This window comes from Chryseobacterium sp. 22532 (assembly GCF_052044665.1).
Taxonomy (GTDB): domain Bacteria; phylum Bacteroidota; class Bacteroidia; order Flavobacteriales; family Weeksellaceae; genus Chryseobacterium; species Chryseobacterium lathyri.
Genome location: NZ_JBQENJ010000004.1, coordinates 151,602 through 165,088 on the forward strand (window position 1 = coordinate 151,602; position 13,487 = coordinate 165,088).

At 39.0% G+C, this 13,487-nt stretch carries 7 protein-coding genes; all 7 read left to right on the forward strand.

Going from position 1 to position 13,487, the window contains the following annotated elements; all coding sequences use genetic code 11:
* Nucleotides 1–34: 34 nt before the first annotated feature.
* On the forward strand, nucleotides 35–1,753 hold the full coding sequence (locus ACTJIV_RS12055) for a glycoside hydrolase family 43 protein (protein WP_440627730.1): 1,719 nt from the start codon (nucleotides 35–37) through the stop codon (nucleotides 1,751–1,753).
* A gap of 113 nt (nucleotides 1,754–1,866) precedes the next feature.
* A complete protein-coding gene (locus tag ACTJIV_RS12060) occupies nucleotides 1,867–3,492 on the forward strand; it encodes a glycoside hydrolase family 43 protein (RefSeq protein ID WP_440627732.1) in 1,626 nt (541 codons plus the stop codon).
* An 87-nt stretch (nucleotides 3,493–3,579) separates the two neighbouring features.
* Nucleotides 3,580–4,467 carry an alpha/beta hydrolase gene (locus ACTJIV_RS12065; protein WP_440627734.1) on the forward strand — a complete coding sequence of 296 codons (888 nt, stop codon included), beginning with the start codon at nucleotides 3,580–3,582 and terminating at the stop codon, nucleotides 4,465–4,467.
* A gap of 15 nt (nucleotides 4,468–4,482) precedes the next feature.
* The gene (locus ACTJIV_RS12070) at nucleotides 4,483–5,850 is read left to right on the forward strand and encodes a glycoside hydrolase family 43 protein (protein WP_440627736.1); all 1,368 of its coding nucleotides are present in this window, start codon (nucleotides 4,483–4,485) and stop codon (nucleotides 5,848–5,850) included.
* A gap of 6 nt (nucleotides 5,851–5,856) precedes the next feature.
* The gene (locus ACTJIV_RS12075; protein ID WP_440627738.1) at nucleotides 5,857–7,800 is read left to right on the forward strand and encodes a glycoside hydrolase family 97 catalytic domain-containing protein; all 1,944 of its coding nucleotides are present in this window, start codon (nucleotides 5,857–5,859) and stop codon (nucleotides 7,798–7,800) included.
* 227 nt (nucleotides 7,801–8,027) lie between these two features.
* Nucleotides 8,028–10,559, forward strand: coding sequence for a glycosyl hydrolase 115 family protein (locus ACTJIV_RS12080; RefSeq protein WP_440627740.1), 2,532 nt, complete (start codon nucleotides 8,028–8,030; stop codon nucleotides 10,557–10,559).
* Between the two features lie 137 nt (nucleotides 10,560–10,696).
* Nucleotides 10,697–13,435: a T9SS type A sorting domain-containing protein gene (locus ACTJIV_RS12085; RefSeq protein WP_440627742.1), complete on the forward strand. Its 2,739-nt coding sequence runs from the start codon at nucleotides 10,697–10,699 to the stop codon at nucleotides 13,433–13,435.
* Nucleotides 13,436–13,487: the final 52 nt, after the last annotated feature.

Sequence of the window (13,487 nt, forward strand, 5' to 3'; positions counted from 1 at the left end):
ATTAAAAACTAAATAATAAACTAAAAAATATACTATGAGACAGAGAACAATGAATCCGATATTTTTGAAAAAGAAAACAACGTTGATGGCTGCTGTTGCCTTATTATCTTTTGCCAACGTGTCAGCACAGATTTTCTCAGACTTTTCCTATCGTGGCAATGATAAAATTTACACAAACAACCCACTGAAAGAAAATGAATTTTATTCTCCGATTCTTCAGGGGTGTTATCCCGACCCGAGTATTACCAGAAAAGGAGACGATTATTATTTGGTCAATTCTTCATTTTCAATGTTTCCCGGTGTTCCTATTTTCACTTCAAAAGATTTGGTCAACTGGAAACAGTTAGGGCACGTTTTGGACAGACCTTCCCAATTGAAAGTGGAAAAATCAGGTGTTTCACAAGGAATTTATGCTCCGGATATCAAATATAATAAGCACAACGATACTTTTTATATGATCACCACTCAGATTGCCAGTGGAATCGGAAATATGGTTGTGAAAACCAAAGATCCTGCAAAAGGCTGGAGCGAAGTGCAAAAGCTGAATTTTGATGGTATCGATCCTTCGATTTTCTTTGATGATGATGGCAAAGCTTATATCGTCCACAATGATGCACCGCCGAAAGGAACTGAGCAGTACAACGGACACCGTGTGATCAAAATGTGGGATTACGATCTGGAAAAAGACCAGGTTGTAGCGGGTTCAGATAAAATTATTGTGAATGGAGGCGTCGATCTTTCCCAAAAACCGATCTGGATAGAAGGGCCGCATGTATATAAAAAGAATGGAAAATACTTTCTGATGTGCGCAGAAGGCGGAACAGGCGGTAATCACAGCGAAGTTATTTTTATGTCAGATTCTCCGAAAGGCCCATACATTCCTGCGAATAACAATCCGATTCTGACACAGCGGTATTTTCCGAAAGATAGAAAAGATAAAGTGGATTGGGCAGGTCACGCAGATTTGGTAGAAACTCCTGAGGGTCAATATTATGGTGTCTTTTTAGCTATTCGTCCCAATGTAAACAACAGAGTAAACAGTGGCCGCGAAACTTTCATCCTTCCTGTTGACTGGAGCGGAACGTATCCTGTTTTCCAAAACGGACTGGTACCAATGAAACCAAAATTAAAATTGCCGGAAGGTGTAGAAAATCAGACCGGACAAAATGGATTTTTCCCGAACGGAAATTTCACGTATAATGATAAACTGACCGAAAAAAAACTGGATTACAGATGGATTGCGATGCGAGGACCCCGTGAGAATTTTATCAATATTTCTAAAAACGGAGTAAAAATAAATCCTTTTGAAACGAATATCAAAGCTCTCGCTCCGGTTTCGGCATTATTTCACAGACTACAGCACGAAGATTTTGAAACTTCTGTAACGCTGGATTTCAAGCCGAAATCAGAAAAAGAATTAGCAGGAATTACCTGTTACCAAAGTGAACGATTTAACTATGTATTCGGAATCACAAAAAAAGACAAAGATTTTTACATTGTTTTGGAAAGAACAGAAAAAGGAGAATCAAAACTGGTGGCCAGCGAAAAGATTTCGCTTTCTAAAACGGTCAGATTACAAGTCGTTGGTGAAAAAGATGAACATCAATTTAATTATTCTTTGGATGGCAAAAACTTCAAAAACCTTGGAGGTCCGGTTTCCGGAGATATTCTTTCTACCGATGTTGTAGGCGGATTTACCGGAAGTTTGATTGGTTTGTACAGCACTTCGTCTAATGATATTGTACCTAATTAACATTAAAAATGATAAGCTCCGGATTAAGCCGATTTTAATAACACAATCATCTGCCAAATCCATAAAACCGGCGAGAGAAAAAATTTAAATAACCAAGCAAAATTATTAAAGTTTTGAAAACTAAAAAATCGTTTTATATAGTTTCTTTTTTGGGGTTTATCGGGCTGAATTATTGTTCAGCCCAGGTAAATCCTGCTCAAAAGCCGCAGACGACAGCATTTACCAATCCCATTATCTGGGCAGACGCTCCGGATTTATCAGTGACCAGAAACGGTGATGATTTTTATCTTATCAGTACCACCATGCACCTGATGCCGGGAGCTCCGGTCATGCATTCCAAAGATCTTGTACATTGGGAAATGGCAAGCTATGTTTTTAATACGCTGAATGATAATTCTAAATATGATTTACTTAACGGAACGGTTTACGGCCGCGGACAATGGGCATCTTCCATCTGCTATCACAAAGGGAAATATTACGTTTTGTTTTCTCCGAATGATGAGCCTTTCAAATCTTATTTCTATGTAACAGATAATCCTGAAAAAGGCAATTGGAAGCTCATTACAAGAACCAGACATTTTCACGATGCTTCTTTGTTTTTTGATGATGACAAGGTATATGTTTTTACTTCCAATAAAGTTTTTGAATTAAGTCCTGATTTTAAAGAAGTCATCGGAAATTCTGACGGAACTGTTGTTTTTCAGAAAGACTCTACGGAAACCGGACTTTTAGAAGGTAATCAGATTATTAAAAGAAACGGAAAATATTATATGATGATGATTTCCTGGCCTAAAGGTGAAAAGCGCCGTCAGGAAGTTTACAGAGCAGATAAAGTGACCGGACCTTATGAGAAAAAAATCATTCTGGAAGATAATTTTTTAGGATTTTCATATGCCGGACAAGGGGCTTTGATTGATGATAAGAACGGTAACTGGTATTCGCTTATTTTTCAGGACAGAGGTGGAGTTGGGCGTGTCCCGATTTTGATTCCTGTACAATGGGAAAACAACTGGCCGGTTTTGGGAAATAATGGAAAAATCCCTTTGAATGGTGAAGTTCCGCTTCCTCCGTTTAAGCCTAAAAATAACATCGTAGAAAGTGACGAATTTTCTGGTGAAAAATTGAAAATCCAGTGGCAGTGGAACCATAATCCTGTAAACGAAGCCTGGTCTTTATCCGAAAGGAAAGGATTTATAAGGTTGAAAACGAGTCGGGTAGTGGATAATGTTTACGCTGCTCCGAATACATTAACGCAAAGAATGACAGGCCCGAAATCCAGCGCTGTGGTTGCTTTAGATTTAAGAGGAATGAAAGATGGTGATGTTACAGGTTTCAGTGCATTTAACGGCGATTCCGGCTTGCTTTCAGTTATAAAAGAAGGCAATCAGAAATTTATAACATTTTCTACCAGTGATGTCAGTCTTGATAACAAAACAAAAGCCATTTTAGGAGTGAGAAAAGAAGAAAAGAAGCGTTTTTCTCTCACTTCAGACACAGTTTATCTTCGTATTGAAGCTGATTTTAACCTTGGAAAAGATCTGGCGGTTTTTTCTTACAGCACCGATCAAAAAAACTGGACGGTTATGGAAAAAGAATATAAAATGATTTTCGATTACAGAAGATTATTTATGGGTTCTAAATTCGCAGTTTTTAATTATGCCACAAAAAGTACAGGAGGTTTTGTAGATGTCGATTTTTTCAGAATAACGGATTCATTAAACATAAAATATATACGTTAGATAAGATCATATAAATGGTGAAATAATTACTAATCGTAATATTTTTTTATCCCAATTAATAAGTGTTAAAAATACAAATAAAAATGTATGAATAAATCAGTTGTATTAGCCTTAGGTTTTATCTTGTCAGGAATATTTATTTCTGCACAAACTTTTGATAAACAGGCACCGCAAGGTTTTGATATTGAAAAGAAAGAAATTTCCCACGGGAAAATTGATACCGTAACCTATGAATCAAAAACGGTAGGATCCCAAAGAAAAGTTTTGGTATATACACCTCCGGGTTTTAAAAAAAAGGCTCAATATCCGGTTTTGTATCTACTCCACGGCATTGGTGGAGATGAAAAAGAATGGTTCAGGAACGGAACACCCCAAATTATTCTTGACAATCTGTATGCACAGGGAAAGTTGACTCCAATGATCGTTGTTTTACCCAATGGGCGGGCGATGAAAGACGACAGGGCCACGGGTGATATTATGGCAAAAGATAAAGTGGAAGCTTTCGCGACTTTTGAAAAAGATTTGCTGAACGATCTTATTCCTTTCATTGAAAAAAAATATCCTGTAAAAAAGGACAGAGAAAACAGAGCAATAGCCGGACTGTCCATGGGTGGTGGACAATCCCTGAATTTTGGATTAGGAAATATAGACAAATTTGCTTGGGTAGGCGGTTTTTCTTCCGCTCCGAATACCAAAGAACCTCAACAGCTGCTTCCAGATCCTGCCAAAGCTAAAGAATTAAAATTGCTTTGGATTTCCTGTGGCGATCAGGACAGGCTGATGCCTTTTAGTAAAAGAACAAGTGATTATCTGACGCAAAATAATATTCCTCACATTTTTTATGTAGAACCGGGTGGTCACGATTTCAAAGTCTGGAAAAATGATTTATATATTTTTTCGCAGTTGTTGTTTAAGCCTGTTGACAAAAGCAAATTCTCTGAGTTTACCATTGTGCCCCAATCAGTAAAGAACTAATCTAAAATCAAAGTCATGAAGGAAAAGGTTTTAAAGTATGTTCTGAATATCGGATTAGTTTTAACAGGATTATCGCTCTCTGCCCAAAATCCCATCGTTCAGACTGCCTATACCGCGGACCCGGCTCCGATGGTGTTCAATGACCGTTTATATGTTTACACCAGTCACGATGAAGATGATTCTACATGGTTTACCATGAACAACTGGAAGGTATTTTCTACTAATGACATGGTCAACTGGACAGACCACGGTGTTATCCTTTCTTACAATGATTTTGATTGGGCAAAACGTGATGCATGGGCAGCACAGTGCATCGAAAGAAACGGAAAATTTTTTATGTATGTGCCGATGATTTCCAAAACCAATAACAAAGGCGCAATTGGAGTTGCTGTTGCCGACAGTCCCTTTGGTCCGTTTCATGATCCGTTGGGAAAGCCATTGGTTCAGAGCGAATGGGGTGATATCGATCCTACGGTTTTTATTGATGACAATGGTCAGGCCCATATGTACTGGGGGAATCCGAAGCTTAAATATGTAAAATTAAATGAAAATATGATTTCCTATTCCGGCGATATTGTTGAGGTTCCAATGACCGAAGAATCTTTTGGTAAAAGAGAAGGAAATCCCGAAAGACCTACCAAATACGAAGAAGGTCCGTGGCTGTACAAACGCAAAAATTTATATTATCTTTTCTGGCCGGGCGGTCCGCTTCCCGAATTTATCGGCTATTCGACAAGCAAAAGTCCACAAGGTCCTTGGAAATACGGTGGAATCATAATGCCTGCGGAAGGAAAATCCTTTACCAATCATCCCGGAGTTATTGATTTCAGAGGGAAAACGTATTTCTTCTACCACAACGGTGCATTGCCGGGCGGAAGTGGATTTACAAGATCGGTAAGCGTGCAGGAACTTAATTTTAATAAAGACGGCTCTATTTCGCCTTTTAAAATGACCAACGGTATTACGGATGCCATTGCAAACGTCAATCCTTACGCATTCAATCAGGCAGAAATGATTGCGTGGTCAGAGAACGTAAAATCTTATCAGAACAAAGCAGCAGGAGTTTTCATTAAAGCAAAGAAAAATGGCGCTTACACCAGTGTAAAGAATGTTGATTTTGGAAAAGATGGCGCATCATCTTTTTCTGCCCGTGTTGGAACTACACATAACAGCGGTGTCACAATGGATGTTCATTTAGACAGTTTAAACGGACCGGTTGCCGCCACCATAAAAGTTCCTCTTACCGGTGGAGATGATCGATTTGAAACGGTTACGACTAATCTATCCAACAAAATTACAGGCATTCACAATCTTTATTTCGTGTGTAATGGTAAAGCGGAAAAAGATATTATGTTTTTCGATTATTGGATGTTTTCAAAATAATTTAAAATGAAAAAAGCAACACTTATATTTTTGTCATTAATAATTTTCTGTCTTTTATCAGAAATTAAAGCACAAGTTGCTGAAATTTCCAGTCCGGATGGCAAATTGAAGCTGAATGTATTTTCAGAAGAAGGAAAAGCATTATACTCTGTAAGTTTTCAGGGAGAAACAATGCTCGACAAGTCTCCGTTGGGGTTGATTACCAATGAATGTGATTTTTCTAAGAATTTAAAATTCATCAACAGCAAAAAAGATGTTGTTTCTAAAAAATACAGCAACAAAAAAATAAAAAAATCTGAAGTTGAGTATAAAGCCAATACTTTGATGGTCAGCTTTATGAATGCAGATCAGTTCGATCTTGAAATTGAGTTTCAGGTTAGCGATAATAATATTGCTTTCCGTTATGAGATTCCGTCAATGAAGGATCGTTTCAGTGCGGTAGTAGAATCGGAAGTTACCGGATACCGGTTTCCAGCTCAAACGACAACTTTTCTCTCACCGATGATGAAGCCGATGACCGGTTTCGCCCGAACAGCGCCAAGCTACGAAAGCGGATACAAAGCGGATGCAGAATTAGGAACAAAAGCCGACTATGGTTATGTTTTCCCAGGACTTTTTCATATCGGAAATGACGGCTGGGTTTTACTTTCAGAGACTGGCGTGACCAGTTTGTACTGCGCTTCACATCTCAGCACCACCTCAGAAAAAAATCTTTATCAGGTAGCGTATCCAAATATGGCGGAAAACAACGGTTTCGGAAGTTCCGGAGCAGCGATTTCACTTCCGGGAAAAACACCGTGGAGGACCATTAGCATTGGAGATTCGTTGAAACCAATCGTTGAAACTACAATTCCTTTTGATGTGGTAGAACCGCTTTATGAGCCTTCGCAGGAATATCAGTTTGGGCGTTCTACCTGGAGCTGGATATTATGGCAGGATGCAAGTATGAACTATGATGATCAGGTGAAATTCATAGATCTTGCCTCTTCTTTACAATATGAATTTATTTTGATCGATGCACTTTGGGATAAAAATATAGGGAAAGAGCGGATGAAACAACTCGTTCAGTATGCGAAATCCAAAAATGTGGGTGTTATGCTTTGGTACAATTCCAACGGAGCTGCCAACGATGCACCGATGGGCCCAAGAAACAAAATGAGCAATGCCGTAGAAAGGAAAAAAGAAATGAAATGGCTAAAGGAAACTGGCGTAAAAGGTCTGAAAGTCGATTTCTTCGGCGGAGACAAACAGGAAACCATGCGTCTGTACGAAGATATTTTGTCTGATGCCAATGATTTCGGATTAACGATTATTTTCCATGGCGCCACTTTACCAAGAGGCTGGGAAGTGATGTACCCGAATTATGCGGGAAGTGAAGCCGTTTTAGCTTCGGAAATGCTCTATTTCTCAGAAGATGTTCGTAAGCAGGAAGCGTTCTTTGCAACCTTGCATCCGTTTATCAGGAATACGGTGGGAAGTATGGAATTTGGCGGCACTTTTCTCAATAAATTTTTAACCCAATCAAACAAGGATAAAAATAAAAGACATACAACAGACGGTTTCCAGCTGGCTACTGCCGTGTTATTTCAAAATCCCGTTCAGATGTTTGCAGTAATGCCGAATAACCTGGCTGATGCTCCAAAATTCCAGTTGGATTTTATGAAAGATATTCCGACACTTTGGGATGAGACGGTTTTTATCGACGGCTATCCCGGGAAATATTCTGTCATTGCAAGAAGGCATCAGGATAAATGGTATGTTGCCGGGGTGAATGCAGAAAAAATGGTTAAAAAACTTAAACTCAATCTCCCGATGTTGGCAGGCAAAAATGTCGAGTTTATTAATGATGATAAATCCGGAACCACATTTACAAAACAGATTTCTATCAATAAAAAAGGAGTATACGAAATTGAAATTCAGCCGAATGGCGGTTTTGTGTTGAAGAATTAATTCAGGAATAATTTGGGCAGCTTTATCCGCCCTCCGTTCCCGCTTTTTTGTTCCGCTTCGCTCCACAAAAAGAGCTCCACTCAGGTCGGGCTGCATGCGATTCGCTACAAAAGAACCCAGAGGGTTCAATATGAATAGCCATAGGTACAACCTGTGGAAAATAATAATCAAAATAAACCTTATAGGTTTTTAAAACCTATAAGGTTCAATCAGATAAAGATAAGATTATGAACAGATTACCTATACTATTTTTCTTTGTACTGTTGTTTGGTGCTTTTGGTAATGTACAGGCAACCGAACGGTTTATCACGACAGAAAAAACCAATGATGTTATTCTTCTGAAAGATAAATCAGTCAGAATTTCCCTGTATGCTGATGCTCAGATGGATGCAGGAATTATGAGAGCCGTAAAGAACCTCCAGACAGATTTTCAGAAAGTTACAGGCGAACAGCCCAACATTCTGAATCAGATTTCCGGAATGACTTCTCCTTTAATTATTATCGGAACTGTCGGAACAAAATCTGTGCTCGATGATTTAATTAAACAAAAAAAAATCGACGGGAAATCATTAATCGGGAAAACAGAAAAATATATTATCCAGAATATCAGCAATCCATTTCCCGGAGTTTCGGAAGCTATTGTAATTGCCGGAAGTGACAAAAGAGGAACCATCTACGGAATTTATGAAGTTTCGCAGCAGATTGGCGTTTCACCCTGGTATTACTGGGCGGATGTTCCGGTTGAAACGAAAGAAAATTTATATTTCAAAAAAGGAATATATACCGATGGAGAACCTGCTGTAGAGTACCGCGGGATTTTCCTGAATGATGAAGAACCATCTCTTGGCGGTTGGGCTAGAGCCACCTTTGGCGGCATCAATTCAAAATTTTACGAAAAGGTTTTTGAATTGATCCTTCGTCTGAAAGGCAACTACCTTTGGCCAGCTATGTGGGGAAAAGCATTTTATGACGACGATGCTTTGAGCGGGCCATTAGCCAACGAAATGGGTGTCGTAATGGGAACTTCTCATCACGAGCCGATGGCGCAGGCGCAGACCGATTGGCACCGGTATATCAAAAGAAATAACCTTCCGAATGTCTGGGATTATTCCAAAAATGCCAAAGTATTGCAGGAATTCTGGAAAGCAGGAACCGTAAGAAGTAAAAGCTGGGAAAAACTCATTACTGTTGGAATGCGTGGCGACGGCGATGAAGCAATGGGAGAGGGAACCAATATTTCTTTACTTGAAAAAATCGTAAAAGATCAACGCAAAATTATTGCTGAGGTTACAGGTAAGAAAGCGGATAAAACGCCTCAGGTTTGGGCTTTATATAAAGAAGTTCAGGATTATTACGATAAAGGCATGAGGGTTCCGGATGATGTTATTTTGCTGTTTTGCGATGATAACTGGGGCAATGTGAGAAAACTTCCGGATCTTTCAAAATCCTTGCATAAAGGCGGTTACGGAATGTATTATCATTTTGATTACGTAGGTGGGCCGAGAAATTCTAAATGGATCAATATCAGTCCCATACAGAGAGTATGGGAACAGATGAATCTTTCGTACGAACATAAAGTCGATAAAGTCTGGGTAGTCAATGTGGGCGATTTAAAGCCGATGGAATTTCCGATCAGTTTTTTCCTTGAAATGGCCTGGAATCCCAAACAGTTTAACGCTAAAAATCTTTTGGAATATACCGAAAAATGGGCTGCACAGCAATTTGGCGAGAAACATTCAAAGGAAATTGCCCGAATGATTAATCTCTATGCCAAATATAATCGAAGAGTTACTCCTGAAACGCTTGACAGCAAAACATTCAGCCTCGAAAATTATAATGAATTTGAAACAGTACTGAATGACTACAGATCATTAGCAGTCGATGCTTTACGTTTAAAAGACCAGATTCCGGCAGAATATCAGGATGCCTATTATCAGTTGGTTCTATACCCAATCGATGCGTGCAGCAATTTATATGAAATGTATTATGCAGTGGCTAAAAATAAAGAACTGGCTGCCAAAAATGATATTCAAGCCAATTATTATGCTGATAAAGTGAAGGAATGTTTTGAAAGAAATGCTTATCTCGACAATAAATATAACAATGAAATTGCCAAAGGAAAATGGACGCATATGATGGATCAGATGAAGATAGGGTACAAAGCCTGGTTCGACGGAAAAGTAAATGTAATGCCTGACGTAATCTATATCTCCGAAGCAGCAGCCACTCCGAAAGATAAAATATTTGCAGAAGAAGACGGCTATGTTTCCATTGAAGCGGAAAATTTTGCGAGAATGAATAATTCCGACAGGATTCATTGGGAAGTGATTCCTGATTTCGGGAAAACAAAATCCGGGATAACGACTTTTCCCCAGAATGCTTACCCGAAATCCGATGAAAATATCTATCTGGAATATGATATTAATTTTAAATCTAAAGGTGAAGTTGAAGTTCAGCTGCTTTTAGCTCCGACTTTAAATTTCAACCATAACAAAGGATTGCGTTATGAGATTTCCTTCGATGGAGGAAAACCTGAGACTGTCAATTTCAATGGACATTACCGTGGAGAATTGGGAAAATGGCAGTCGGAACACATCATTAAATCAGTGACAAAGCATCAGATTTCACAACCAGGCAAACATACGTTAAGATTCAGGATTCTGGAGCCGGGAATTGTTTTAGAGAAAATACTAATTGATACGGGAGGCCTTAAACCAAGTTATCTGGGAGCTCCTCAAAGTGATTATTCAGAAAAATAAATGAAGAGGGTAATTGTTGAAAATTGATGATGGTGAATTTTATGAAGAGATAATTTTCAGAGCTGAAATAACTACTTAGCGACCATCATAAATCTATTCATTAGACACATTTAACATCAGAATTAAAACTTATTACTATGAAAAAAATCTTCAAATTAATACTTGTAATGATTACGGGTATTGCAATTTCAGTACAGCTGAATGCACAAAATCTACAGGCAAAAGTAAAAATTGATAAGAATATTGCTTATCAGAAAATAACAGGCTTCGGCGGCTTTGTCTGCAGTCCACAGTTTGGATACAACCATATGACTACCACAGAGATCCAAAAACTTTGGGGTGCAGGCAGTGAAGGAGGGTATAATATCATGCGCCTTTATATTCCCGAGCAAAGCAGTAATTGGAGCACGGCTCTTGCAACGGCTCAGCTGGCAAAATCTATGGGACTTACCCTATTTGCCAGTCCATGGACAATGCCGGCAGCCTGGAAAACCAATAACCATGTCAATGCTGTGTATACCGATACAAACGGTGTTCAGCAAATCGGCTATCTGAAACCTGAAAATTATCAGGATTATGCTTTGTATCTCAACAGTTTTGTAACTTATATGCAAAATAATGGGGTAACATTAGATTACATATCTATACAAAATGAACCCGATGAAATGGCGCAGTATCAAGGCTGTATCTGGACGCCAACACAAATAGCCACCTTTGTTAAAAATTACGGCCACCTTATCAATTGCAAGGTAATAGCACCCGAAAGTGTTGGTTTTACAGATAATTTTGCCAATGCATTCTTAGATCCCGCGGTAATGGCGAATTTTGAGGTGTACGGAGGACATCAATACGGTTCGATGCAGTCTGTGTACAAGCAGTTTCAGAATTATAATAAAGAAATATGGCAGACAGAATATCTGATCAACTGGAATTCTTCAAGTAGTTCGGCTCCACGGGATTTCGCCTGGACTACGGATGGTTTCACTTTTGCAAGAAGTGTAAATAATGCATTGCTTGGAAATGTAAATGCGTGGATTCATTATGCCTCAAAAAGATTTTATGGGCTGATGGGGGATGGCTCATACGGAACCGTTGCCGGAGATATGACCAAAAGAGGATATATTTTATCCCAATATGCCAAAAATACTACGGGAAAAACCAGAATTGATGCCAAATGGGAAACCTCAAGCGGAACTTTGGAAGGTTCTTCTTATATTTCGCTGGACGGAAACCAGATCACCCTTGTTGTTATCAATTCTTCTTCCAGCACATATGATCTTAAAGTTGATCTGCCATTCTTTACAGCTTCAGGAGTACAGACAACTACTTCACAATCTGTGAATATAGCTTCATCACCTTTCTCTTTCAGTACAGCGAGTTTCCGCCCCACAGTTCAGGTGAGCCCTTCGAGTGTAATGACTTTTGTATTTAATAAAAGTGGCGACAGACCGGTATCATTCATGACGGGCGGTGATGTTCATTATAATAAAATTGAAACTCAGGTTCCAACCAATTCATCGTTTGGTACTAATTATCAACTGAGCGGAAAAACAGTTACCTTCTATAATTCTACACCGTTGATAAGCTCAAATACCGACGCCAACAGCGGATATTTAAATTTGGATGACCGTTACAACAAGTTAATTTTTAATGTACTAAATTATACAACAAGCAACTTGCCGACTTCATCCAATACGACATTGTATTATGTTGATAGCAACGGAACGGTAAGATCTCATAATTATGGCAGTGTAGCATTTCCTGCTCCGGGTTCCGGAAGTTTCAATCTGGTATTTGATATTTCCAGAACGGTTCTTCCGTATGGCTGCAAAGGGATTATCGGGCTTCGAAGCGGAAATTACAGCTCAATTCTCACCCTGACTTTGGGTGATGTTTATTTCAATGTTGGTAATGAAAGAGCTTCAAAATTTGCAGCGGCTTACTCTCTTACAGACAGCAGTCTTATGGATGCCCTCGAAAATGAATATTATACATCCATTGATTTCAGAGACGTTACAGGAAATACTTCTACAGACACCTGGAGCAATGCTTCTGCCAACCGGAACAGTATTTTTTATGTTAACGGAAGCGCCAGCAATAATAATATAAATGTAATTTCAGGCAATTCCTGTCAGAATCTGACTCTTTCGGATTTGGGCAAAGATTTTCAGGTGCCTTTTGGCTTTACAGCAAGTTCTGCTACGTACACAAGAACTTTTAATGGGTACGGGATCGTTCTTTTACCTTTCCAGTCAGCCATTCCTTCCGGAGTTACCGCATACATGATGCAGCCCGGTTCCGGAAATGTGGTTTGTTCACAGATTTCCAACGGGATAATTCCTGCAAATACTCCTGTATTGATCAATGCTACAGGAAGCAAGACATTCACAGGATCAGGTGCTGTATCTACACCAAAAGCAATTACGGTCAACCAGATAAACGGCGTTTATCAGTCTGTAAAAGTAGCTGCAGGAGGATATGTGCTGAAAACAGAAAGCGGAGTGACAGGTTTTTATAAGGTAACGGCGGGTAACGAGCCCTCAGTCAGTCCTTTCCAGGGATATCTTACTGAAAATAATACCTATACCAACAACGTTCTTCCGTTAAGTTTTGCTACACTTAAGACTGATGACGTAATCACAGCAAAAGAAGAGATTTTCCTCTATCCAAATCCTGCCAAAACAGAAATTTTCATTGACTGGAAATCGGATGATGCATTCTATTCTATCAATAATTCGAGGGGAAGCATAACTAATAAAGTAAAGCTAACCAAAGGAAGAAACAGAATTGATGTTTCAAGACTCCCGGCAGGGCTTTATTTTATTGAAATATCCGACTCAGGAAAAAGCATTAAAAGTAAATTTATAAAACAATAATCCCAAAGAGATTATATTAAAAATTCCTTTAAAAAGGTTACCGCCTTTTCAG